This is a genomic window from Mesorhizobium sp. M0909, assembly GCF_040319515.1.
In the GTDB taxonomy this organism is placed as follows: domain Bacteria; phylum Pseudomonadota; class Alphaproteobacteria; order Rhizobiales; family Rhizobiaceae; genus Mesorhizobium.
Map to the genome: position 1 here is coordinate 37,825 of NZ_JAMYOA010000002.1, position 24,336 is coordinate 62,160.

At 62.0% G+C, this 24,336-nt stretch carries 22 protein-coding genes; 11 read left to right on the forward strand and 11 right to left on the reverse strand.

All coding sequences use genetic code 11. From position 1 onward, the window contains the following. The first annotated feature begins 57 nt into the window (after positions 1 to 57). From NKH83_RS02800 to NKH83_RS02825, 6 genes are read left to right on the forward strand one after another with little or no spacing between them, the layout of a single operon-like run. Positions 58 to 996 carry a carbohydrate ABC transporter permease gene (locus tag NKH83_RS02800; protein ID WP_352802010.1) on the forward strand — a complete coding sequence of 313 codons (939 nt, stop codon included), beginning with the start codon at positions 58 to 60 and terminating at the stop codon, positions 994 to 996. Then, positions 989 to 1,891, forward strand: coding sequence for a carbohydrate ABC transporter permease (locus tag NKH83_RS02805; RefSeq protein WP_254817037.1), 903 nt, complete (start codon positions 989 to 991; stop codon positions 1,889 to 1,891). The genes NKH83_RS02800 and NKH83_RS02805 overlap by 8 nt, the downstream gene beginning before the upstream one ends. A 10-nt stretch (positions 1,892 to 1,901) precedes the next feature. Beyond that, positions 1,902 to 2,999 (forward strand): ABC transporter ATP-binding protein, encoded by a 1,098-nt coding sequence (locus tag NKH83_RS02810; RefSeq protein WP_352802012.1) that lies wholly within the window; start codon positions 1,902 to 1,904, stop codon positions 2,997 to 2,999. Positions 3,000 to 3,002: 3 nt separating this feature from the next. Then, entirely contained in the window at positions 3,003 to 3,776 is a 774-nt protein-coding gene (locus NKH83_RS02815; protein ID WP_352802014.1) for an SDR family NAD(P)-dependent oxidoreductase, read from the forward strand. A 37-nt stretch (positions 3,777 to 3,813) separates the two neighbouring features. Then, a complete protein-coding gene (locus tag NKH83_RS02820) occupies positions 3,814 to 4,815 on the forward strand; it encodes a sugar phosphate isomerase/epimerase family protein (protein WP_352802016.1) in 1,002 nt (333 codons plus the stop codon). Next, positions 4,812 to 5,624 (forward strand): SDR family NAD(P)-dependent oxidoreductase, encoded by an 813-nt coding sequence (locus NKH83_RS02825; protein WP_352802018.1) that lies wholly within the window; start codon positions 4,812 to 4,814, stop codon positions 5,622 to 5,624. Before NKH83_RS02820 ends, NKH83_RS02825 begins: the two co-directional genes overlap by 4 nt. Positions 5,625 to 5,762: 138 nt before the next feature. Here the strand turns inward: NKH83_RS02825 and NKH83_RS02830 are convergent, their stop codons facing one another. Then, positions 5,763 to 6,203 carry a DUF2267 domain-containing protein gene (locus NKH83_RS02830; RefSeq protein WP_352802260.1) on the reverse strand — a complete coding sequence of 147 codons (441 nt, stop codon included), beginning with the start codon at positions 6,201 to 6,203 and terminating at the stop codon, positions 5,763 to 5,765. Between the two features lie 620 nt (positions 6,204 to 6,823). On the opposite strand from NKH83_RS02830, the gene NKH83_RS02835 reads away from it, so the two are divergent. Continuing rightward, positions 6,824 to 7,195, forward strand: a complete 372-nt coding sequence (locus NKH83_RS02835) for a VOC family protein (protein WP_352506268.1) — start codon at positions 6,824 to 6,826, stop codon at positions 7,193 to 7,195. Positions 7,196 to 8,043: 848 nt separating this feature from the next. Continuing rightward, a complete protein-coding gene (locus NKH83_RS02840) occupies positions 8,044 to 8,508 on the forward strand; it encodes a hypothetical protein (RefSeq protein WP_352702887.1) in 465 nt (154 codons plus the stop codon). Positions 8,509 to 8,545: 37 nt separating this feature from the next. Here the strand turns inward: NKH83_RS02840 and NKH83_RS02845 are convergent, their stop codons facing one another. The 3 genes from NKH83_RS02845 to NKH83_RS02855 all read right to left on the reverse strand — a co-directional run bounded on the left by NKH83_RS02845 (position 8,546) and on the right by NKH83_RS02855 (position 12,325). Further along, a complete protein-coding gene (locus NKH83_RS02845) occupies positions 8,546 to 9,220 on the reverse strand; it encodes a LuxR C-terminal-related transcriptional regulator (protein WP_352802020.1) in 675 nt (224 codons plus the stop codon). Next, positions 9,217 to 10,719 carry a sensor histidine kinase gene (locus NKH83_RS02850; RefSeq protein WP_352802022.1) on the reverse strand — a complete coding sequence of 501 codons (1,503 nt, stop codon included), beginning with the start codon at positions 10,717 to 10,719 and terminating at the stop codon, positions 9,217 to 9,219. The genes NKH83_RS02845 and NKH83_RS02850 overlap by 4 nt, the downstream gene beginning before the upstream one ends. 88 nt (positions 10,720 to 10,807) lie before the next feature. Next, on the reverse strand, positions 10,808 to 12,325 hold the full coding sequence (locus tag NKH83_RS02855; RefSeq protein WP_352802023.1) for a S10 family peptidase: 1,518 nt from the start codon (positions 12,323 to 12,325) through the stop codon (positions 10,808 to 10,810). 280 nt (positions 12,326 to 12,605) lie between these two features. On the opposite strand from NKH83_RS02855, the gene NKH83_RS02860 reads away from it, so the two are divergent. Continuing rightward, on the forward strand, positions 12,606 to 13,109 hold the full coding sequence (locus tag NKH83_RS02860; protein WP_352802024.1) for a hypothetical protein: 504 nt from the start codon (positions 12,606 to 12,608) through the stop codon (positions 13,107 to 13,109). Between the two features lie 25 nt (positions 13,110 to 13,134). Here the strand turns inward: NKH83_RS02860 and NKH83_RS02865 are convergent, their stop codons facing one another. Both NKH83_RS02865 and oiaX read right to left on the reverse strand, forming a co-directional pair. Continuing rightward, positions 13,135 to 14,538: a four-carbon acid sugar kinase family protein gene (locus NKH83_RS02865; protein WP_352802025.1), complete on the reverse strand. Its 1,404-nt coding sequence runs from the start codon at positions 14,536 to 14,538 to the stop codon at positions 13,135 to 13,137. 4 nt (positions 14,539 to 14,542) lie between these two features. Further along, entirely contained in the window at positions 14,543 to 15,805 is a 1,263-nt protein-coding gene (gene oiaX, locus NKH83_RS02870) for a 3-oxo-isoapionate-4-phosphate decarboxylase OiaX (RefSeq protein ID WP_352802026.1), read from the reverse strand. 183 nt (positions 15,806 to 15,988) lie between these two features. Between oiaX and NKH83_RS02875 the strand changes: the two genes are divergently transcribed. Then, positions 15,989 to 16,702: a transcriptional regulator NanR gene (locus tag NKH83_RS02875; RefSeq protein WP_023720267.1), complete on the forward strand. Its 714-nt coding sequence runs from the start codon at positions 15,989 to 15,991 to the stop codon at positions 16,700 to 16,702. Positions 16,703 to 17,010: 308 nt separating this feature from the next. Further along, positions 17,011 to 17,979, forward strand: coding sequence for a GlxA family transcriptional regulator (locus NKH83_RS02880; RefSeq protein ID WP_352802027.1), 969 nt, complete (start codon positions 17,011 to 17,013; stop codon positions 17,977 to 17,979). Between the two features lie 77 nt (positions 17,980 to 18,056). On the opposite strand, the gene apnL is transcribed toward NKH83_RS02880, so the two are convergent. Genes apnL through NKH83_RS02905 form a run of 5 tightly spaced genes read right to left on the reverse strand, consistent with a single transcriptional unit; the run spans position 18,057 to position 24,249 of the window. Then, positions 18,057 to 19,964, reverse strand: a complete 1,908-nt coding sequence (gene apnL, locus NKH83_RS02885; protein ID WP_352802028.1) for a D-apionate lactonase — start codon at positions 19,962 to 19,964, stop codon at positions 18,057 to 18,059. After that, the gene (locus tag NKH83_RS02890; RefSeq protein WP_352802029.1) at positions 19,961 to 20,995 is read right to left on the reverse strand and encodes a Gfo/Idh/MocA family protein; all 1,035 of its coding nucleotides are present in this window, start codon (positions 20,993 to 20,995) and stop codon (positions 19,961 to 19,963) included. The genes apnL and NKH83_RS02890 overlap by 4 nt, the downstream gene beginning before the upstream one ends. 1 nt (position 20,996) lies before the next feature. Continuing rightward, positions 20,997 to 22,061, reverse strand: coding sequence for an ABC transporter permease (locus NKH83_RS02895; RefSeq protein WP_352802032.1), 1,065 nt, complete (start codon positions 22,059 to 22,061; stop codon positions 20,997 to 20,999). Continuing rightward, positions 22,058 to 23,602, reverse strand: a complete 1,545-nt coding sequence (locus tag NKH83_RS02900; protein WP_352802034.1) for a sugar ABC transporter ATP-binding protein — start codon at positions 23,600 to 23,602, stop codon at positions 22,058 to 22,060. The genes NKH83_RS02895 and NKH83_RS02900 overlap by 4 nt, the downstream gene beginning before the upstream one ends. Beyond that, positions 23,599 to 24,249: a DUF2291 family protein gene (locus NKH83_RS02905; protein WP_352802036.1), complete on the reverse strand. Its 651-nt coding sequence runs from the start codon at positions 24,247 to 24,249 to the stop codon at positions 23,599 to 23,601. Before NKH83_RS02905 ends, NKH83_RS02900 begins: the two co-directional genes overlap by 4 nt. Between the last annotated feature and the right edge of the window lie 87 nt (positions 24,250 to 24,336).

Here is a 24,336-nt window from a genome sequence, read left to right on the forward strand (position 1 = left end):
CGCTGCCGATGATGGCCGGGGGCGAAGCGCCTGGCCAGACCTCGCCGGAGCAGCCCGATGTCCACCCATGATCTGATTGTACCAGCCGCAGCTGCCGCCTCCCGTCCGTGGCGCGAGCGCCTGGGCACGATGGTGCCCATTCTGGTGCTGGCGCCGTCGATTGCAGCGAGTTTCATCTATGTTTTCGTCTTCACATTCTGGACGCTCTACATCTCGCTGTCCAATTCGTCGCTGTTGCCGACCTATGGATTCGTCGGCCTGGACAACTACGCTTCGCTTTGGGCAAACCGGCGCTGGAACATCGCCTATACGAATCTCTTCCTGTTCAGCGGCTTCTATATCGTTGGCTCGATGGCGGTTGGCCTGCTGCTTGCGATCGCGATCGACCAGCGCGTCCGCGGCGAGGCGGTTTGGCGCACCATCTTCCTTTATCCGTTGGCGGTGTCCTTCATCGTCACCGGTACGGTGTGGAGCTGGCTGTATAACCCTGTCGACGGTATCCAGGCCTTCGTTCGCGGGCTTGGCTGGACCGACTTCAGCTTCGCCCTGACGGCCAACCGCAACACCGCGATCTATGCGGTGATCATAACCGGTATCTGGCAGTCGTCCGGCTTCGCAATGGCACTTTTCCTGGCCGGTCTGCGGTCGGTCGATCCGGATCTCGTCAAAGCCGCGCAAATCGACGGCGCGTCGGTTTTCCGGACCTATCGGAGGGTCATCCTGCCAACCATCGCTCCGATATTTCTGGCGGTGGCGGTCATTCAGATACAATTCGCCATCAAGACCTTCGACCTGGTGGCGGCGTTGACGCGGGGCGGGCCGGGCGTGTCCACGACCTTCCCCGCCATCTATGTCTACGACCTGATGTTCCAGCGCGGCCAAATCGGCGAGGGTGCCGCCGCGGCGATGATGATGCTCGCGGCGGTCGCGGTAGTGCTGGTGCCGTACTCCTTGTGGATCGTCTGGCGCCGGCGGGCGGAGGGCCGCAATGGCTGAAGTTGCCCCCAATGCCCGTTTTGATCCGGAGGAAGCCGCTGCCACGCGCCGGCATTTCTGGAGCCGCTTCCTTGTCTATGCCGTGCTGACGCTTTTCGCGGTCGTCTATCTTGTGCCATTGCTGGTGGTGATCTTCAACTCATTGCGCGAGCAGTCGGAGATTGCCCGCAACGGCCTCATCTCCGTACCGCGCAGCTTCCGGTTCGATGCGTGGGCGCAGGCCTGGGGATCCTACTGCGTCAGCGGTACCTGCGAGGGCATGAAGCGCAATTTCTTCAACTCGCTGGCGATGACGATCCCCGCCACCATCATCTCGACCATTCTCGGCGCCATGAACGGCTACATCCTCTCCAAATGGCGCTTCAGGGGTTCCGAACTGATCTTCAATCTGATGCTGCTTGGCGTATTCATGCCCGGCCAGATTTCGCTGATGCCGTGGGCGTTCCTGCTCGGCAAGCTCGGCCTGACCAATTCCACATATGGGCTGGTGCTTATCCACGTCGTCCAGGGCATCTCGTTCACCACCCTGTTCTGCCGCAATTTCTACGTCAGCATACCGGACGACCTGATCAAGGCGGCACGCATCGACGGCGCCGGCTTCTGGCGGATCTTCCGCAAGATCATCCTGCCCCTGTCGCCGCCCATTCTGATTGTCACCGTCATCTGGCAGTTCACCGGCATCTGGAACGAGTATTTGTTCGGCGTCGTCTTCACATCAGGCCAGCAGCAGCCGATTACCGCGGCACTGGTCGCGCTCACGGCCGGCGGCACGACCGCGCGTGCTTACGATGTGATGAGCGCAGCCGTGCTGATCGGCGCGTTGCCACCGCTGCTGATCTATCTGTTCGGTGGAAAATACTTCGTGCGCGGCCTCACCCAGGGCGCCATCAAATGAGGCGTCGCCCATGTCCGCGTTGATGATCCGCAACCTTCACAAGAGCTACGGCTCGCTCGAGATTCTTGCCGGCATCAATCTCGAGGCTAAGACCGGAGAATTCGTCGCCCTTGTCGGCCCGTCGGGCTGCGGCAAGTCAACCTTGCTCGCCATGATCGCCGGCCTCGAAACCGTCACGTCGGGCGAGATATGGATCGGCGACCGGCTGGTTAACTCCGTGCAACCCAAGGACCGCGACATTGCGATGGTGTTCCAGTCATACGCCCTCTATCCCACCATGACGGTGCGCCAGAACATCACCTTCGGCATGGAAAGCCGCGGCGTGCCAAAAGCGGCGCAGGCGGAAGCTGTCCAGCGGGTTGCCGCGCTCCTTCAGATCGAACAGCTGCTTAAACGCAAGCCCGGCCAGCTCTCGGGCGGCCAGCGGCAGCGCGTCGCGATGGGGCGCGCCCTCGTACGCGACCCGAAGCTGTTTCTGTTCGACGAGCCCCTGTCCAACCTAGACGCCAAGCTGCGCGTCGATATGCGCACCGAAATCAAGAAGCTTCACCATCGCGTCGGCAAGACCACGGTGTACGTCACCCATGATCAGGTCGAGGCGATGACGCTTGCATCCCGCATTGCGGTGATGAACCAGGGCTCGGTACAGCAGTTCGACACGCCGAAGCGGATCTACGACCGGCCGACCAACATGTTCGTTGCCGGTTTCATGGGATCGCCGGCGATGAATTTCATCCCCGCCCGGCTTACCGGCTCGACCAGCATCTCGGTACGCGCCGCTGACGGCAGCGACGCCAGCCTTGCTCTTGCCGCGCCGATGTCCGCCGGTGCGCCAAAGGACGTCGTGCTCGGTATCCGGCCGGAACACATCTACCGTTTCACGACCGGTCTGAAGTCGCGCAAACCTGCTGTGGCGTCCATGCAGGCGCCGGTCGAACTGGTCGAGCCGACCGGGGCCGAGACGCTTGCCGTGCTCAGGCTGGGTGACCTGGAGATCACCGGCCGTTTCGAGCCGGACGACGCTCCCGTCATGGGCGAGACGATAACGCTGGGCATCGATATGTCGCGCGCCTGTCTGTTCGATCCAACAACCAAGGCGCTTCTGTAATCGATGTCCGTACAATTCGCGACCTATCCGAGCTTGACCGATCGGGTCGTGCTGATCTCCGGCGGCGCCTCCGGCATCGGCGCCGATATGGTCCGTGCCTTCGCCTCGAATGGCGCCCGGGTAGCCTTTCTCGACGTGCAAGACGAGCCAGCGGAGGCGTTGGTGCGCGAGCTCGCTGGTGCCGCCGGGCAGGCTCCCATATATCTCCATTGCGATGTGACCGACGTCGATGCGCTAAAGGCGTCGGTAGAAGGCGTGCGCGCGCGGCTTGGTCCGGTCGCCGCCCTGGTGAATAACGCCGCCAATGATCAACGCCATCCCATCGACGCGGTAACGGCCGACTATTGGGACCGCAGCTTCGACGTCAATCTGAGGCATCACTTCTTCGCCGCGCAGGCTGTGCATCCGCATATGAAGGAACTCGGCTTCGGCTCGATCATAAACTTCTCTTCCATCGCCTGGCGTTTCGGAGCGGACCAGATGGTGGCCTATGCCACCGCCAAGGGGGCTGTGGTGGCGCTGACGCGTGCTTTGGCGCGGTCGTTCGGACCGGATAACATCCGCGTCAATGCGGTCGAACCCGGCGCCGTCATGACCGAGCGGCAGCGCGAGCTGTGGTTCAAGACGCAGGAGGCAGTCGACCAGACGGTGCAGCGGCAATTGATCCGCCGCGTCCTGCTGGGCGAGGAGATTGCACGCACAGTGCTCTTCCTGGCAGCCGACGACAGCCGCATGATCACCAAACAGTCCATTACCGTCGATGCCGGTCTGCGCTAGTGACGCTTCTCCGCTCTCCATTGGAACCGCCAAGCTGATGCTTCGTCTCGGCCTCAACCCCTACGGACTGACCTATCATCTCGGACTGCAGGGCCGCGGCACGCCCCGGCACAATCCGGACGGCGTGGGGCTGGAAGGCTTCATTACGCTGGCGCAGGAACTAGGCGCACGCACGCTCGAGATCTACGAACCCTGGTTGACCGACTTGACTGACGCCGAAATCGTCGCCCTGCGCAGGCGTCTTGCCGCGCTGGACATCGTCCCGGTGGTGAGCGGCGGACTGCTGGTGGCAGGTCCGCTGGACAATGCCTTTCGGGCTGCGCGCCTGCTCGAGGCGACGACGATCCGTATCGCGCTGACGCCTGTCCTGTGCGGCGACCGCAATGCGTGGGGTCCGAAATGGAGTGAGTTCAACGCAACGATTCGCGCTGCCTTGACGGAATGGGGGCCGCGTGCGGCGGCCGAGGGCTGGATGCTCGGCATCGAGAACCACCAGGACTTCGGCAGCGACGAACTGGTTGCGTTCTGCGAACTCGGCGGGCCGGGCGTCGGCATCACCTACGACACCGGCAACACCTTTCCTGTCGGCGAGGCGCCGCTTGCCTTCACGCGCCGGATCGCGCCCCATGTCCGCCATGTTCACCTCAAGGATTATCGCATTCAGTTCACGGATGAGGGCTACCGTCTGGTCCGCTGCGCGATCGGCGACGGCGCCGTGCCATTCGCCGAACTGGCAGCCATCCTTGGCGAGCACCACGACACGCTGACGGCAGTGCTTGAGCCAGGCGCGCTGGAGGCCCGTCACGTTCGCTGTTTCACCGACGACTGGTGGAACGGATATGGGCCGAAGACCGCCCGCGAGTTCGCCGCCTGCCTGAGTGCTGCGCGCCTGAACCGCCTTGCGGACGACGCCGACTACCGCACGCCATGGGAGCGCGATGATGACGGTGCGCTCGTTTCGTACGAGCTCGACATGATCCGGCGCAGCGCCGCCAACATGAAGAAGTTCGATTTCATTGCAATGGAGAAATCAGCATGACTGCCCGAGAACTCAGCGGCCTGACCGCCTTCGTAACCGGCTCGGGACGCGGCCTCGGCCGCGTGATGGCCGACCGCTTGGCCGGACTTGGCGCAAACGTCGCGGTCCACGACCTCGATTGGACCCGGCCATCTCAATATGGCGAATTCGCGGATCTCGGCGACTCTGCTCGGGGCTTGGAGAAGCATGGGACGCGGGTGACCGCAGTCACCGGCAATATAGGCGACAAACAAGCTGTCGCCGAAATGAAGAGGAAGATCGAGGCCGATCTCGGCGACGTGCACATTCTGGTCAACTGCGCCGGCGGCGACATCGGCGCCAAGGGCGTAAAGCCCAATCCCAACAACGCACTCGATATCGACTACGAAGACATCAAGGTTCTAACCGAGAACAATCTCATCGGCACGATGCTGGTCTGCCAGGCGTTCGTTCCGCCGATGGTCAAGCGCGGCTCAGGCTCGGTGATCAACATCGCCTCGGCGGCAGCGCATATCGGATGCTCGCCCGAGGTGGTCTACTCGACGCTCAAGGCGGCTGTTGTCCATTATACGCGCTGCCTCGCCAAGGAATTGATCGACGATGGCGTACGCATCAATGCGGTGAGCCCTGGCGCCACCAAAACGGCACGCTTCCAGGCGAGCCGCGTGGTCGATCCGCAGCGTATGGACTCGAGCAAGAAATCGCTGAACCGGTATGCGGAGCCGGAAGAGATCGCCGAAGCGGTGGCCTTCCTCGCCGGTCCGCGCGCGCGCTTCATCAACGGGCAGGTAATCCGCGTCGATGGCGGTTTCACGATCTTTCCAGGTTAAGCCGCGACAGTTCACATCGGCTGCCTAGCTAAGCCTCGCCATCGAGCGTGTCACATAGCGTCACCGGGGTCGACCAGACCCAACCGCGCTTACGTTCGAAGTTTCGGTCCGTCGTGCGTCCGCATAAGCGGGCCGCTGCTATTTAACGCCCACGCTTTCAGGCCAGAGCGCCTGGATTTCCTTTGGCAGCGCATCCCGCACCTTCGCGGACTGGCCGAGGTCGATATGGCGTGCAAGCACACGCAGCACCGAGCGTGCCGCATCCTCGGGATCGACAGGACGGGTCGATTTCAATTCATCGGCGATGTGTTGCAGGAACTCCTCGAGCGAGCGTGTCTTGTCGGGCATGTCGGCGGGCCGATAGCGATCATAGTAGGCGCCGCGCACGAGCAGCGGCAGTTCCGCTCCCAATTTGGCCGCCAGTCCGATCTGCAGCCGGTCCCGAAGGGTTCGCAGAACGGCGCCCAATGTATGCCAGGCGACGTGTCGATCCGGACCAAGATCCGCCATGATCTCGTCAAGCCAGATGTTTGTTATCTGCAGCGTTTTGTCAAAAACGTCCAAGCCGGTTGCACTCATCGTCGCCTCCTCGAAAGGTTCTGCGGGCGAAACGGCGACCCGAGATAATTGTTTCGCGGTCCTGTGAAAATCGCCTGGCAAAGCGGCGGAAAGCGGTTTCGGTCGGAGAGCCTGTCGGGGTTGGTCTGCTCGACACTCTGCATCTGCCGGATTTCGGCGATCTGTCGGAAGCGGCCATTTTCCACCACTCACCGCGGCCGGATTGTCCCCTTTTTCATCCCACCGTACCGGCTCCCGGTAGGCGATTCCCTTGAAACGGATATCGCGCACTGCCGCCAGAACGTCGCGCCGGCTCGGATATCCCTTGGATACAGTGCTGGCGTCTTTGAATTGCCGATCGGTCCGAAGCGCGCTGCATAGCGCGGCAAACTCGGCCGAACCGGCCACCCTGCCCGGTCGGGCGTGGCGGAAAGCACGAGAACGCCTTCGCCCACACTGAGCTTGCGCTTATCGGTTCCGAACGCCGTCAGCAATGAGACCAGTCCTCACGTTGCCCGAACCCAGCTCTTGCCGGACATCTCTTGACTGATTGAGCGGCCCGCGCCGACAATGTTGGGAAGCTGGTGGGATGTCGACCAAGGTGTTCGGCACCACTTGGCGAAAGCTGCGAAAGGGCTGTCATGGATTGGAAGCTGGAACTGGTCCCGGTCCCCGTATCGGACGTCGACAATGCCATCGCCTTTTATGTTGGGAAGGTCGGCTTTCACCTCGATCATGATCACACGGTAAGCGACGAGATACGTTTCGTGCAATTGACGCCGCCCGGTTCGGCCTGTTCGATTGCCATGGGCAAAGGCATCGTCGACAGCACCCCGGGATCCATACGGGGGCTGCAGCTGGTTGTGCCCGACATCGATGAGGCGCACCGGCATCTGGCCGCCCAAGGCATCGAGGTCAGCGATATCAAGGATTTTCCCTGGGGCAGATTTGTCTTCTTTGAGGATCCCGACGGCAACACCTGGTCTGTCCAGCAAATTCCACCTCGCAGCTGAGGCGGCGCGCTGCGGCAGGACGATGCTCGACCCAGACAGCGATGACCAAAAGAAAAGGCCGGACTGTTGAGCCCGGCCAAGCGTGAAGGTCTGTAACCTCCAGAGGGGAACGCGCCGGACGCAATGGGAGGAGACATCCGACGCAACCCGCATATGGGTCTCTACTGGTGACGTTTCAATGACATGCAGTGGACCAATGTCGCTTCGCCATAGAGCCAGGAAGGTAAAGCATTCGAAGGGACCGGTGGATCGCGCCGCCTGGTGGACACAAAGGTCGCCGAATTGCAGGCGGCTCCTTGCATAGGGACTTCAGTCTGTAGGCCTGTCGACCAAGGTCGTGCACAGCCGAACTTTGGTCCGAGGCTGCTATCGCAAAAGCCCGAAACGCGAGAGTTTCAGGAACCGAGTTCAGAAGAGCCCCGTTGCGATGCCGACTGTTACAGGAGGCCGCTATGGATTCGAGCGTTCACCAGGCGCGTTGGCTGCTTTTTCCGTTATTTGGCCTGTGTTTCGGGATCGCAGCCATTGGATTTATTGTTGGCTGACGATGAGAACTCGGCGCCCCCGCCGAGAGACGCAACGAAGCGAAGGCAAAAGACTTGCGCAGTAAATAGTCCCTTCCTGCGCCAGCGAGACCCACCAGTTACCCTCGTGGGACTGGTGGGTCTTGACCTTACCGATACAAACCATTGTTTTAAGCATCGCACGAATTCGAACAGGAGGCAGCACGAAAGGTCCGTATGATTAAGGGGATTTCCGCCATGCGACTGGCAAGTTCATTGATGACGACCCGGAGACTAAGGACCGGATCTTCGCGAGGACGTCATGTCGGCATTTCTGTAGTCGTTTTGACCTTCGTTCTCGTCGTGAGCCCCTATCGCGTCGTGTTCGACGGACTATCGCAGCCGCTCGGCCCGCTGGCTGCCTGGGCCAAAGACGGCGGGAACGGCAACGGCAATGGCGGGAACGGAAATGGGAATGGGGGCGGCAATTCCGGCAATCCGGGTGGAAACTCCGGCAATTCGAACTCGAACGCCGGTGCCGGCAAAGGCAAAGCAAAGTCGCAGGACGACAATCTCCCTGATCCCGCCGCTGCGGTAACCCCGGGCAGCAGGCCAAAACTCTTTATCAATGCAACCACGGGAGACCGGATCGAGGTGAGTGGGCCGAGCATTGGCGTGGTGCATTCGAACGGCCTCAGCGAGCGCGTTGATAGCGGCCAATATGAAATGCGGGATGCCAAGGGCCGTACCATCATTCGGCGCCTGGCGACGCGTTCCGATCGGGACAGGTTACTTGAAATGATCAACTGAGGCCGGTTCACATAGCCGCCTGTGCGGCAATCTCGGCTCAAGCATGATCGCGAACAGGCGAATGCCGCCGCTCAGTCGCATCGCGTAAAGTCATTGCGGCTTCGGTCCTGTTGCTGACGTTGAGCTTGGCCAGGATTCGCGTCATGTGGTGCTTTATCGTTTTCTCATGCAGGTTCAGCCGAAGCCCGATCCGCTTGTTGCTCAGTCCCGCGGCAACCAGCGTCAGGATCTCCCTTTCGCGGCTGGTGAGTTCGGCAAGTCCGTCGGCTTTCGCCGGCTCATTTGATTGAGCCGACAGATCGGCCAACAGGCGTGCCGACAATTGTGGACAGACATATCGTTCGCCCGACGCTACCGTGCGCAGGATCGTAGCCAACGTCCTCGATCCGACCCCCTTCAGAACATAGCCCCTTGCCCCGCTCTGCAATGCGGTCATCACGTGCTGGTTTTCTTCCGAAACGGTCAGCATCACGATTTTCAGTGCCGGATGGCTCTCCAGGGCCGGTCCGATCACGCTGAGGCCGCCTCCGGGCACCGAGATGTCCATCAGCAGAATGTCGGGCCGCCGGTCTTTGACTATCCGCAAGGCATCATCCCTGCTGCTTCCTTCGCCGACGATCTCGAACCCGCCGATCTGATCGAGCGTGCGCACAACGCCTTCCCTGAACAGCGGGTGGTCGTCAACGATGGCGAGCCTGATGGCTGCTGTCATGTCTGCCCCATTTCAACGATGTTGAGAGCCATTTTCACGATCGTGCCACTTTGTGAGGACGTCACGGTAAACTGGCCCCCGAGGCTTTCCACCCGCTCGCGCAGCCCAACGAGCCCCAGCCCCTCGGGACGCACGATTTGTGGATCAAAGCCGGGGCCGGCGTCGGACACTTCGATACAAACGCGTTCGCCGTCGAAATGTTTCTCGACCGACTGACCTTCACCTCCGGCATGACGGAATCCATTGTTCAGCGTCTCCTGGACGAAGCGGAAGATACAGATCCTGGCCGCCGGCGACAGCGGTGTATGGCCGCCGGTCATCGATAATCTTACTTTGACGCCGGTTCGTTCTTCGTGCGCCTGTACGGCAATCTGGAGAATTTCACCCAGTTCGGCATGCTCTATATGCGGCAGGACAAGGCCCTTGCTGATGCTCCTGATCTCGCGCATGGCATCGTCCAAATGTGCTTTGATGGCCCGCAATTCCTGCGCACGCCTCGATTGCGACGTAGCAGGATCGGCAATGACCGGGCTATCGATCCCCAGCGCCGCGAGAGCAACCAGTTGCGCGGGGCCATCGTGCAAGTCCGCGCCGATGCGCCTGAGATAGCGTTCGTTGAGTGCGGTGGCACGCTGCGAAGCGCGCTGCACCCGCAGCCTCAAAAATCTGTTTTGAGCGAGCAGATCGGAAAGCTCGGCAATGCGCTGCTTCAACGAGCGGCTCTGCGAACTGATCGTGCGGCTGCCACGGAACACGATTGCCGACAGCCCGAGAAAGAAGGCCGCTGTGACCGCGGCAACGTCCAGCCAGGTTCGAATGAGTGCCTGATGCAGGTTTCTTTCAAAATCAGTGGCGACTTCGTAGAATTCCGAAACGGCCACCACTTCCCCCGACCATGGCTGCAGCACCGGATTGTAGATCTCGAGGAGATGCAAGCCGCTGGCTCTTTCGGCCTCGCTGTCCGGATCGTCGAGCCTGTCGAATTCCGAAACCATTTGGCCGGCGAATGCCGCCCGGAGATTGTCGCTGGGTTCAAAGCGCTTGCCGATCAATGTCTTGTCGGTCGAATACAGGATGGTTCCGTCGCGACGCCAGAGCTTGAAGGATTCGAGCCTTGTGCCGAGTGCCCCTTGTCCCAGCGTTTCATCGAGCGCATGGGCTACGCTCTCGTCGAGGACTTCGCTCTTGCGCATATCCGGAAGCAGCGGTGCAATAACGCTGTCCACGTAAAGAGCCGTAGCGGAAGCCGAATTCTGCGTGACCACGGTTTCTATATGGTTCGTGACTGAAATCCCCACCACCACCATGGCCGACAGGGAGAATAGACCACCCGCGAGCAGGAACTGCGTGGCCAGCGACAGCGCATTCCAGCGGTCGACGAGGCTTGTCAGCCTGTGTGGCCTGGTATTCCGAATGGCCCGCTCGGCAGCACGCCGCGCCAGTGGCGCGATTCTGGAGAGCCGGCTAATCCGCTGTCGAACGTCGCTAAAAGACGCCATCCTAGGTGTGTAACCGATCAATCGCGATGGAACTAGGGCCTGATGAGAGGGCGAACAGCGCATCCGACGCTTTTTTGCGCAAATCGTCTCATTGGGTCGTTCGGTAAAGCTCGGACGCAGCCTGCTTCAGCGCCGCCCGCCCGTCCGGCCTCAGATACATCATGTGCCCGCCTTCCAGCACCTCGCTGCGAATGGGCTTTGCGCCGGCAAGCGAAGGAATTTGACCAAGCAGGTAGCGCGAGCCCATGTACGGCGTCACCAGGTCGCTGTAGCCGTTGACGATCAGCACGCCGAGGCTGGGGTTCAGCGTGCGCGCCTGCTGAAGGTCGTCCATGACACCCGCATAGCCCTGACGCGTCGGGCTCGTTCCATAATCCCAATTGCCGCTGACTTCGCGGTTGAGAAGCCGATAGCTAATATCCGTACGGAAGTTCAATTCATCACGCACATATCCGACGAAAGCGGAGGTAAGCGCCGGCACGCTTCGGTCGAGCACCGGATCGGGACCCTCGACTCCCAGGCTCTCTGGCGCTACGTCCGCCGTTGCGATGTTGCCGTCATAGGCGCTGAGAACATTGCCCTTTGCCCGTGCAAACTCCTTGGCGAACAGCCCTATGGGAATGCGTGCAAAGTGCCGCTGGACGAGATCGAGCGGCAGACCGGTGATTGCGGCGACACGCTGGCTCGCCAGGCGTCCACCCTGCTCCAGCCCACCGGCTAGCGCGGCCAGATATTCGCCGAGCGCATAGCGTTCGACTTCCGCCAGCCGCGCCTGCAGGGCCGGGCCGGAAACGCCTTCGCTGTGCAGGCGAACTGCCGCCAGCGACGGCAGTTCCAGCGCCCAGTGGAGCGGCTGGAACTCGTCCGGACGCACCAGCGTGAATTCGAGCGCCGGCGAAATCAGCACGACGCCGCTCGGGCTGATGCCGATGTCTTCCTGAAGCTTCCTGGCGAGCAATGCTGCTCGAAAGCCGCCATAGCTTTCACCAGCCAGGAAGACAGGCGATGCCGTACGGCTGGTCTGCGCCAGATAGAGCCGGATAAACGCGCCTATCGACGCGGCGTCCTGGCTGACGCCCCAGAAGCTGTGTGCTTCCGTGCCGGGCGCTTCACGGCTGTAACCGGTTCCGACAGGGTCCACAAAGACCAGGTCGGTCATGTCGAGCCAAGTGTCGGGGTTGTCGAACAGCCTCTGCGGCGGCGGCAGGAAACTTCCATCGGCCGCTGTCGCCAGAACCCGCGGACCGAGCGCGCCCAAATGAAGATAGGCGGAAGCTGCTCCCGGACCGCCATTGAAAACGAAGGTGATCGGGCGACGCGGATCCGGTCCCGTTTCTTTCCCGGCGTGCAGAGCATAGGCGACATAGAAAATCTCGGCGGTGATATCGCCTTTGCCGGACGGTAATGACAGCGTGCCGGCCCTGGCGTCGTAATCGAGCGTCCGTCCGGCAATGACGATCGAATGATCGGAAGTCTGCGGCGGTGGCAGGAGCGAGAGAACCCCGCCTGTGGGCGGCGGCCGCTGGGCCGTCTCCGCATGACCGACCCCAGTTCCGGCAACCAACAGCAGAAGAGCGAGGGCGATTTCTTGCAGCTTGATAGGCATGACGTCTCCGGAGCAATTGGCTGGAAACTAGCACACCGTCGGCCGAACCAAAGTCACAGCACCGTGCGCCAGTACGTCTGACAAGAAGGGATCGGTTTGGGAAATCCGATGCCCAGGCGGAAGATAGGGCGCGAGGGTCACGGCGGCAGCCTCAACCTCTTGCAGCGGATGCGCGCGGCGGAATGACGTACCAAACGACTTCGTGAATTTTCTGCCGGTTGACTCGATTGGCTCACTTCCTAGGTTGGCATTCGGGGCTCCCGTGCAATCCGAAGTTGGTATGACATCTTTCCACACCCGAAAGCTTGCCCTTCTCCTTCTATCGGCAGGCGCCGCCATCCTGTCATCCTGCGTCATGCCAGACGACACGTCGAGCACCGCGAGGGAAGACGCCACGGCGGCGGCAGCCCGCAAGGAGATGGTTGGCCTTAGCGAGGCGGACGTTCGAATGTGCGCCGGCTTTCCGACCGCCACTGCCGATGTCGGCAAATCCGGCCAGATCTGGACCTATCAGCGGGTCGTTCAACGCGGCAATCTCAACATTGTGGTTCCGACCGTGGCCATTGGCCCGGTCCCTGCGCTCGGAGGTTCCGTTAACGTCGCCCCCGGCGGCTATTGCAACACGCAAATTCGAATGGTTGACGGTCGTGTTGCCGAGGTTGCCTACGCCGGCGACAACAACCTGCCGAACAACCGCGATGCGCTCTGTGTCAGCACGGTGGACGCCTGTGTCGCCTATGCCCGTCAGTATCATCCAAGCAGGGCAATGGGCCGAACAAGATAGCGGGATGAGTGGCATTGCCGCCGACCTAAACGTCTGGGGTTTCTGGATCTCGATCGAGCATCACTGATTCGAACTGATGTTCCCCGCTCTCAACCGCCGACCCGTCTCCATCGCGAATAGTGGAGAAATAGCGGTCGGTTCCGACCTGCCCGCCCTTGAGGGCAATTTCCAGCCCGTCGATCGCCTTTATGCGCGAATGCGCCACACAAAGCGGCGAGCCCGGCGATGCCGGCAGCGGCATTCGCACCGTCAGCGCGTCGACGCCCATCTGGCCGAGTGCATGGCTCGACGTGTCGCCGCCGGCGATGACCACGCGCGGCAGCTTCTCTTGAAGCGTCAGTTCGCGGAGAAGCTCGCCAAGGCCGCGCCCGAGCTTATGGCGGGCGCCTTCCCTGAGATCGATTTCAGCACCGCGGTCGGCCGCAGGTCCGAGCGCGGTGTAGAGGATGATGCTCCGCCCGGCCCGTAGGCTGGAGCGGCCGGTTGCGACCGCGCGCGCAATAGCGTCGTTCGAAGCCTCGGAAACCAGTTCGACCGGGTCGAGCTCGATCCCGTCGAAGCCTTCGGCCAGGGCATGCCGGATCTGTCGTTCCGTCGTCGGCGAGCAGCTCCCCGAGACCACGGCGATCCTGTCGGCAGCGCCCGGCGGCGAAAAGGCGGGTTTGGCATCCACGATTCGGTTCGATGCCCATTCGACCAGCAAGGCATATTCGATGCCCGAAGAGCCGACGACGAAATAACTGCCCGGCTTGCGAGCGCGCCAAATCTCCTTGCCGGCAAGCGCTTGGGTTTCCAGGCTGTCGACATCGACAAGCACGATCCCTGTGCCATCCTCCACAAGCCGGTCGAATGCTTCCGACCGTGACGCAGACTGCAGCGTTGCCAGGTCGATCAGGCCCGAGCTGAGGTCTGTCTGGCGCGACAGATGGATCAGCAGGTCGGATTCGTCCATCGGCGTGATCGGATGGCGGCTCATCACAGGATGGCGGTCGATGCGGAAATATTTTTCGCGATAGGCCGCGAACAGATGGCCGAAGGCGGTGTAGCGCTTCAGCTGCGGCGCGCCGACCACCAGCGGCACGCCGTCTTGCCGGAAAACCGAGCAGCCGATCTCGATCGCCCGGCCGATGCTGCCGATCGCCGGGCTGGAATCGAAGGTCGAGCAGACCTTGTAGTGGCAGATCTCGGCGTTAAGGGTCTTCAGCCAGGCGAAGGCATCTCGCAGATGCGTGTCCATCCACTGCGGCGTCTCGCTGCGGCTGGTGCCGGCCAGCCCGACGGCGCGGCAATGCGCAAACTGCGAAAGCAGCGCCTCGTCCGGCTGGCGCATGAACAGCACGGTCGGCACGCCGCCGAGCTCGAGCGCCTCCATCACGTCGGTCGAGCCGGTCAGGTCGTCGCCATAATAACTCAGAAGCAGGTTCTGCATGGCGTCAGGCCGCCTTGCCGTCGCCGAACTTCTCGATCGACCGCGCCAGCTCGACATGGCTCAAGGCATAATCCGACAACGGAATGTCCTGGACCGCCGCCTGCCAGGCCTGCTGCACGGCGCGCACGCCGGCGCCCGGCCCGTCCGGGTGGCTGACGATGCCACCGCCGCACAGATAGAGAAGATCCACCGTCCGGCCGGTTCGCTGGAACGTTTCAGGCGCCTGCCCTCCCCACTGGCCGGAACCGGCGACCGGCAATGCGCAATCGGCCGGCGAAAAGATCGGCGTGGCCACCGCCTTGAAGGATTCGACGAAGGACCAGTCGGGTTCCCAGTATTTCGAGGCGATGCCGTTGATCTGGAACTGGTCGACGCCAAGCAGGCGCCAGAACTGCTGCCAGACCTTGAAATCCATGCCAAGACCGGGATGACGGGTGAGAATGTCCCAGCCATTGCGGTGGGCATGGAGCACAAGGCTGGAGCGTTTTCGAAGGTAAGCCATGCCGCCGAAACCGATCGAATTGATGTTGACCACGGCGCAATTGCCGCCGGCCTTTGCCACCAGGTCGTGGTTTCGCATCATCTGGTCGGGATCGGCATGTGAGATGCCGAAGGCATACATGACCTTCTTGCCGGTCTTCTGCTCGCGGTCGAGGATCAGCGGCATGATTGCCCTCACCCGCTCCGACAGCGGTGAATAGGCCGGGCTCATCAGCTTCTCGTCGTCCTTGATGAAATCGACGCCGGCTGCAATCAGCTCTTGCACCATTGCGGCCGTCTCGGGCGGGCGGAGCCCCAGCGCCGGCTTGACGATGGTCCCGATGATCGGACGATCCGCGACACCGGTCAGCCTGCGGCTGCCCGTGACGCCGAATTGCGGGCCCGGATGCGCGCCCCGGTACTCCTCGGGTAGCCTCATGTCGACGATCCGGATACCGGACAGGCCCTTGATCGAAAATGTGCCGCCGATGGCGATGGTCATCAACGCCGACAAGTCGGTGCCGATGGCGTCTAGCGGAAACGCGATGTCGACGTCGGCGCGCTTGACCGGGCCATTGCGCGCTTCGGGACCGGTTTCGGGAAGAGACGGCCGATCCGCATCGGGCAGATGCCGTATCGCCAGGACTCGCGCCGCGACCCTGGCCTTGAGCTCTTCGGTCTCGCCGGCCAGCGCGACGAAGGTTCCGGTCGACTGGTCGCTTGCGATCTTGGCCGCCAGCGCCTCGATATTGCCGGGCGTTTCGATGCGATAGGTGAGAACAATCATATTCGCGCGGCCTGCCGGGGTGGTTCGAAAAAGGTTCCTTGGCCCCTGAAATCTGGTATAATGAGTACATAAGCTTTGCAAGCCCTATCCGGCTGGGCAGAGCCGGACGAGCCGGCAGCAGGCGTTCCGGAATTCGCGCCGAAAATGCTAGATAGGGGCCGGTCAAAGGAGTGATTCGCGACGATGAACCGTTCGGAGCCGATCGTCCGGCGCAAGCTTTCCGACGAAGTATTCTTGAGACTGAAGCGCCTGATCACCAGCGGCGAATTGCTGCCGGGTGACGACATGCCATCGGAGCGCGAGTTGATGGAGCGCTTCGAGGTCGGCAGGCCGGCGATCCGCGAGGCAATGCAGGCGTTGAGCAATATGGGCCTCGTCGCGATCTCGCATGGCGAGCGGGCGAAAGTGCTGCAGCTGACCGCCAAGTCGATCATCAAACAGGTCGACGGCGCCGCCAAGATCATCCTGTCGTCGTCGAAGGACACGCTGGAGCACCTCAAAAACGCGCGTATCTTCTTCGAGCGCGGCATGGTCAGGGAAGCCGCGGAGAAGGCAACCGCCGAGGACGTGCAGCGGTTGCGCGCAACGGTTGCAGAGCAGCGCAGCCATCGTGGCGACTCGGAAGCCTTCATATCCGCCGACATGAAATTCCACACCCAGATCTCGGCAATATCCGGCAACCCCATCTATGTCGCCGTCAGCGAGGCAATGCTTGGCTGGCTAAAGGAATACCACACCGAAATGCTGATCTGGACCGGCAAGGAAAAGTTCACGCTGACCGAGCACGAAGAGATCATCGGACGCATCGAAGCCAAGGATGCGGATGGCGCCGAGAAGGCGATGATCAAGCACCTCGAACGCTCGCGTGCGCTTTACGTGATGAACTCCGGCAGCTGAAAACCAAGAGCAAGGTCCGGACCGGCGTAGCGGCCTGCACCTGCTCTCGGCCTACTGACTGACCACAGATCAGCCTGAGCCCGGACCGACGCAGTTTTCTGTTGCCCTCTGAATCCGATGTATTTGCCGCGTGTTTTCATTCAACGATTTCAGCATTTGCATCTTCCCGGCCATGGATTTCCGCGGCCCCGCTTTCATCAGCAAGCCCGCATAGGCCCTCCTGGAGCCCGCGCGCTTGTTCTGGAATTGGCAATTCTTGCAAGGACTATGCTAGGCTTGCCATCCGAGACCGGCACTGGAGTACCGCAATGGCTGTCAGGAGCCTCCACGTTGTGATCTGGCTGCCGTCGAATTTCTATTCGGCCGTCGTCTCGACGCTCGTGGAAATGTTTCAGCTTGTGAATGATGTCTGCCGTTCGCAGGTTCTCTCCTGTGAGTTCGTTTCAAGGAGCGCGCCGTCGGCATCAAGCACCGGAATTTCCTTCCCGACAAAAGCTCAACCATCGCGGAAAATGGATGTCCTGATTCTTGTTGCCATGCCGGGTGTCGAGATTCCGCAGCTTCTGCGCTCGCTCGACGAGGAGAGCGAACATTCAAAACCGCTGATCGCGCTCGCGCAGCAGCAGGACGCAATCATCGCAGCACATTGCGGCGCGTGTTATCTGCTCGCCAATTCGGGATTATTGGACGGTAAACGCGCGACGATATCCTGGTGGCTGAGAGCCGAGGCAAGCCGCCGGTTTCCGCAAGTGCGATGGGACGCTTCCCGGCTCCTCATTCGCCAGGACCGCCTCTACACATGCGGAGGCGGGTTTTCCGGACTCGAACTCGCCAGGGCTTTGCTGATCGATCTGGGCTTCTCGAAGGAAGAGCGGATCATTCGAAAACTTCTGGTTCTCCCGCCGCCGCGCACATTCCAGAGTCCCTACGAATTTTCCCTCGATGGAATTTCGAACGGAGCCAGCCCATTCGAGGACAAGTTGCGTGAGCTCTCGAAAGACAAGATGTCGGAAATCGATCTGAAATTTCTGGCAACCGAATTGGGCATGTCTTCGCGAACCCTGTCTCGCAGGTTTTTCGACGAACTCCAGACAACGCCGGGAAAATGGATCCAGGAAAGGCGGCTGGAGTTGGCAAGGTCCATGCTTGAGGAAACGAAACTGAGCGTTTCAGAAATTTGCTATCGGGTGGGTTATCAGGACGTCGCCTCGTTCAGCCGTCTTTTTTCCAAGACAACTGGAATGGCACCGGGCGAGTTTCGAAAGCAAATCCGGTGACAACTCGGCAGCGGAGTGCTGCGGCTACACGCAACCGCTACGCAAGTGCGGCTACCCATGAGCCTCGGCAAATGACTTCAGCCGATCCGGACGATTGTGTAGGGTGTCATCACAAGATGGTCTCGGCCCGACGTATCGCGCGGAATCTGGCGTGACAGTCGTCCATCCCAAATCTTGAGAGGACCCTGATCGGAGCCGAGCCCGGAGACGTCGACCGGAACATCGACCGGGGTAAGGTTCGCCAACCAGACGATGATCTTGCCTGTCTGGGAACGGCCGGCGAGTGCCAGCACCCGCCTCTCATCGGTCGTTGTCGCCGCCACATGCGCATGGCCGGCCAGATCGCAAAGTCCTTTCACCGCGTGGAAAATCGGCCGGGGTGTACCTTCTTCGACAGGTTCGCCCGACGAGGCCAGCACGCCGAATGGTCCGGTGAAGCTGCAGAGCGTCAGCATTTCGAGTCCGGCCGGCCCAACACGTGCGGCATAGCCGATCGTCCATGCGGCTCCGAACAGCCCGGTATGGCGAGGGTCGCGGTCGGCCATGGCAATGCGCTGACTGTCGGGATTGGCCTTGGTCGCCCCGCCATAGGGGTTCTGGCGCATGGCAATGGTCGACGGCCCGATCCGATAGGGTTTTGCCCCGAAGATCGTCCTCACCGAGGCAGTGATGGAAGGCAGCGCCTCCAACGATTGCATGACGCTGAGATCGTCGGCGGCGTGCACGATCGGGCAGGTGCAATGCGTGACGAAATCGAGCGGGTCGGCCGGCACACGCTTGCGATTGAGTTCGGTGAAATAGCTGAACATGCCGCCGCCGAGGCGGCTGTCGGGAAAGGCGCGCCGCGTCGCGGCATAGACGCCTTCGAGCGGTGGGCCGCGCGGCCCCCCGCTGCCCGGTGGCGTCGACTGCCGGTCGACCGAGGGCGAAACGGCAATGGCCGAAAGCTTGAGCCCGGCCTGCCGCACCCTGTCGGTGACGCCCGAAAGCTCGGCGTCGAGATCGCCGTCGCCGGCAATGACACATTCGAGCGTTGTCCGGACCGGATAGGCGGCGGCGAGCCGGGCGTAGGATCGCAAGGCATCGAGCTCGTGGCCGCGCGTCGGGTCATAGTGGAACATCAATTGCTGCGGGCCAAGCTCGGACAGCACCGACAGCTTGCCCAGCGCCGCCTCGACCTCATCCGGGTAGATGATCACGCCGATATCCGGCAGCACCGGTCCGGCTTGGCCGAGCGTGACACGAATCGGTTCGGCGCTTGCCGCGGCAGCCGGCACTTTCCCGCCACCCTCCATCCGCAAGCTGATGGTCTGGCGGAAGGTCTTGCCGGCAGGCAGCACGTATGGCCATGGCAGCGCGAGCGGCCGGACATAGGTCTTGTAGGAGGCATCCGACCAGTTGCGCTGGTCCTCCATCTCGAAAACGTCGCCTTCCATCCGGCATTCAGCGGTGACGCCCGGCCGGACCTCATGGGTGATCGCCCGCAGGTCTTTGAAAGGCTGCCAGGGATCGATCAGCTCTGGAAGCCTGGTCGCGACCACGCTGCCATCGGTATGCTCGACCGTGACCGGGCTGCCGGCCAAGCCGGCAATCGGATGCAGGATGCAGAAGCCGCAGCGATTGGTTTCGAAATCGCTGTCGGGAAGAGCGCTCACGTCGAAGACCAATTTACCATCGGCGGAGCCCTTGATGGTCGCACGAAAGCCGAGCCGGCTGCCCTCCGGTGCTTGGCAACTTGCCGTATAACTGACGGAAAAAGCCTCGGCATTTTGTTCGATGGCAAGATCGGCCAGTCTCGGCTCGTAGGTGCCCCAGTCGCGATCCCTGACGATGTAGGCGATAGCGCGCAGAACTTCGGTGCCGCCATGCCGAATGGTGCGCAGATTGCCGTTGACGAAGTCCGCCGTCAGCGCGCCGGCTTGCAGCCTGACCGGTTCGGCTTCAACGGCACGTGTGCCGTAGAGGAGGAAGGCGTCGGCTGTCATTTCAGCAAGGCGTCGAGTTGCACCGGCTCCCGGCTTGCGGCGCCGGCGTACGCTGCCTCGACCAGCGCTAATGTCTTGAGGTTGTCCGCGCCCGAGGTCGCGGGCTCGGTTCCGTTGGTCAGGCAATCGACCCAATGTTTTTGAATGGCGACGACGCTTTCCTGGATGTTGTGCCACGGCCGCGATGCCCAGGCCAGCAGCGGCGGCGAGACGTCGCTAACGACCGTCCCGCTCCTGCCGGTGACGGTGAGGCGGTAGCCCTGCGCCAGCCGGATCGTGCCATCCTTGCCGTCGATCTCGATCAGCGTCTCGGGGAACGGCTCTGTCGCGAGCTTGCTGGCGTAGCTGCAGTCGACCACGGAAGTGGCGCCGCCCGTGTGGTCCATCAGCATCGTCGCAACGTCCTCGCCGGTTATGCCGGGATTGACGCGCGCCGTTCGCGCGGTGACCGTCGAGACGTCGCCCAGCAGAAAGCGGGCGATGTCGAGGATATGAATGCCTAGATCCTCGATAATGAAGCGCCTTCCGGTCGCCAGATAGGGCTGGCCGGAAAACACGTCATAAGCCGATCGGAACGAGATCCGTCCGAAGAAGGGGGTGCCGATTTCGCCGCTGTCGAGCACCGCACGCACCGCCTGGATCGGCGACTGCCAGCGAAAATTCTCATGCACCATCAACGCCACGCCGGCGTCGGCGCAGGCTTTCACCATGGCCTTGGCGTCGGCAAGCGACGGCGCGAACGGCTTTTGGCAGATTACCGGAACGCCATACTGCGCCGCCATCTCCACCAGCGTTCTGTGGCTTGGTACGGTGGTAGCGATGTCGACGAAATCCAACCTTTCGCCGGCAAACAGCGCAGCAGCGTCGGTATAGCGCCGCGCGATGCCGAACTGGTCGCCGACCACCCTTAACCGGTCCGGATCGCGGTCGCAGATGACGGCAATCGAAGCGCTCTCTATGTCGCGCCAGGCATGCATCTGGTTGACGGCAAAGAAGCCGCAGCCGATCAGCGCGCCACGCAGCTCCGCCATGTCAGCCGGCCTTTGCCATCTGCATCAGCGTGACACGGCTCTGCAGCCGGCGCTGGGCTTGGTCGACGACAACGGCTACGATGATGACGAGGCCCTTGATTACCATTTGCCAGAACGAGCTCACCCCCATCATCACCAGCCCGTCCGAAAGGATGCCGATTACGAAGGCGCCGACAATGGTGCCGCCGATGGTGCCGCGTCCGCCCGACATCGAGGTGCCGCCGAGCACTGCCGCGGCAATGGCGTTGAGTTCGAAGCTCTCTCCGGTCGCCGGATGCGAGGCCATCAGTTCGGACGAGATGATCAGCCCGACGATCGCCGCGCAGAACCCGGAAAACATGTAGACGAACATCTTCACCATGTTGACGCGGACGCCCGAAATGCGCGCCGCCCGCTCATTGCCGCCAACCGCGAAGATATGGCGGCCGAGCGGAGTGTATCTGGCGAGATAGGCCGCCCCCAGTGCCACGACGACCAAGATCCATATCGAAACCGGCAAGCCGAGCAGCCGGCCGGCGCCGAGGAAGCCGAACCCGGTGGTGCCGAGCTCCGGCTTGCCGACGAGATTGGGGAAGGTGCGCCCGTCGGACGACAGCAGTGCCAGGCCGCGTGCGACATAGAGCACGCCGAGCGTGGCTATGAACGGCGCAACGTTAAGCCTGGTGATCAGCAAGCCGTTGACGGCGCCGATCAATATGCCGACGGCAAGCGTGATCAGCGCGACCTCGAAGACGTTGAAATAGATGGTGTAGCCGACCTGAAGGTCGACGCCGTTCAGCACGAGATAGCCGGCCACCATGCCGCACAGGCCGACGATCGAGCCGACCGACAGGTCGATGCCGCCGGTGATGATGACGAAGGTCATGCCCATTGCGAGGAATGCGTTCAACGCCACGTGCTTCGACATCAGGATAAGATTGGCGGCCGATAGGAAATTGGGCGCAGCTATCGAGAAGAATAACAGCACGGCGATCAGCGCGATGAACGTCCTCGCCTTCATCAGCGTCAGCAGGACCGAGCCGCTCGAAATGGAGTTGACCAACGCCTTGGCTGGAATGTCAGTCATGCGCCTTGCTCTCCGTGCGGGACCGGGCCGTGGCCGAGGGCCGAGGCAGCGACGAGCGCGGCCTCAGTCGCCTCCGCGCGATCGAAGATACCGGTCAATTTTCCATTGCTCATCACTGCGATACGGTCGGACAACGCCATCACTTCGTCGAGATCGGAGGTGGCAAACAGGATCCCCAGACCGTCGCGCGACAGCTTGCGCATGGTGCGGAAAACGTCGGCCTTGGCGCCGACGTCGATGCCGCGGCTCGGCTCGTCCATCAGCAGCACCTTCGGTCCGGTGAGCAGCGCCTTGCCGATCACCACCTTCTGCTGGTTGCCGCCCGACAGCGACGAGACTTCCTGCGTCGGATCAGCGACCTTGATGGCCAGTTCGCGCACCGTCTGGGTCACCGCCTGTCGTTCGGCGGCATCACGAATGTGGAACAGGCGCACGAACCGCGACAGGCTGGCCAGAGTCAGATTGCTGGCGACGGAGAGGATCGACACCAGCCCTTCGCGTTGGCGGTCTTCGGGGATCAGCGCCAGCCCGCGCCGGATTCGCCGCGTCGTGTCGCGCTCGTGCACCTTTTTGCCGGCAATGAATATCGCGCCGGTCGAATGGCCGTGGCGGCCCATGATGCAATCGAACAGCTCACTGCGTCCGGCGCCCATCAGGCCGTAGATTCCGAGGATCTCGCCGGCGCGCAGCGACAGCGAGACGTGGTCGACCGCAAGCCCGCCGGTGACGCGCGGTAGGCAAATGTCTTCGGCGCGGAATATCTCTTCGCCCGGCACATGGCCGTCGGCCTTGGCGAAGTCCTTGGCGTCCGAGCCGATCATCTGCCGCACGATCCACTGGGTGTCGACGTCTTTCATCTCCGCCTGGCCGGTGATGCGCCCGTCGCGCAGCACCGTGATGGTGTCGCCGATGCGGATCAATTCCTCGAGCCGATGCGAGATGTAGACGATTGCCACGCCGCCCGCCTTGAGGTCGGCAATCACCTTGAACAGGATCTCGACTTCCGCCGCGCTGAGCGCCGAGGTCGGCTCGTCCATGATCAGGATGCGCGCATCGAGCGAAACCGCCTTGGCGATCTCGACCAGCTGCTGCTGGCCGATGCGCAGATCCTCGACCAGCATGTCCGGCCGGATGCCAGCCTCCAGGCGTTCAAGAAATTCCGCCGCGCGGCGCTCCTGCTCTTTGCGGTCGATTTTGCGGAAGCGGTTGGTGATCTCGCGGGTGGCAAAAATATTTTCGGCGACGGTCAGGTTGCCGAACAGGTTGAGCTCCTGGAACACCATGCCGATGCCGCGATTTACCGCGTCCCCGGATGACGAGAAGGAGACCTCCTCGCCGTCCAGCAGAATGCGCCCGAGGGTCGGCTGCTCGACGCCGGCAATGATCTTCATCAGCGTCGATTTGCCGGCCCCGTTTTCGCCGACCAGCACGGTGACCGCACCCTTGCGCACCTCGAAATTCGCACGTTTGACGGCGACGGTGCCGGAATAGACTTTCGAGACATCCTCCAGCTTCAGGATGACGTCTTGATCGCCGGTCATGGCTTCGGCCCGATCTCTGCCTCCGCCGGCGTCACCAGCGGCAGGTCCTGGCCACTGCCTGGCGTATAGGCGCCGAGGATCTTGACGCTTCGGCCCTCGAGTGCCTCGCGCGGCAGCTTGGAAAGCACGGTCTTGTCGGCGTAGGCGTTGAAGGCCTTGCCGAACTGGGCGAAGTCGATCTGATTGGTGAAATCGTTGAATTGAATGAAGTCAAGGCTGTCGCGCAGCGCTGTACCGCGCAGGGCGGGTCCGATCTGCACCCGCGCATCCGCCTTGCCGTCGCCGTCGGCATCGACGTCCATTGTCGCCGCGCGTGACTGTGTATTGGCTGCAACGACCTTGCCCCCGAGCCGGACGGCGAAGGTCCATGGCGAATTCGCCTGCTTTTTCGGATTGCCATATTTGGCGCCGGCAGCGGCGGGATCGGTCTTCGCCAAAGCATGAACCTCGGGAAACGGGCCGGCCTTCTGCTGCAGGTAGGGTATCGCTTTCGCCGCCCAGATGTCCTCGACCTTCTTGTCGGGATTGAAGGCCGAGCCAGTGCCGCCATTTTCCGCTGACGGCGTCGGCAGGATCTTGCAGGCGGTCAGGCTGACTATAGCTGCAAGGAACGACACGAGGATCGGCCGGGTCAGCGTGTTGAACATGTCGGCTCGTTCGGCATGGCGGTCAGGAGCACCCAGAGAAATGGAAGCAAGGGCGAAATGGAAGCAAGGGACGAACCGGAGCTCGTC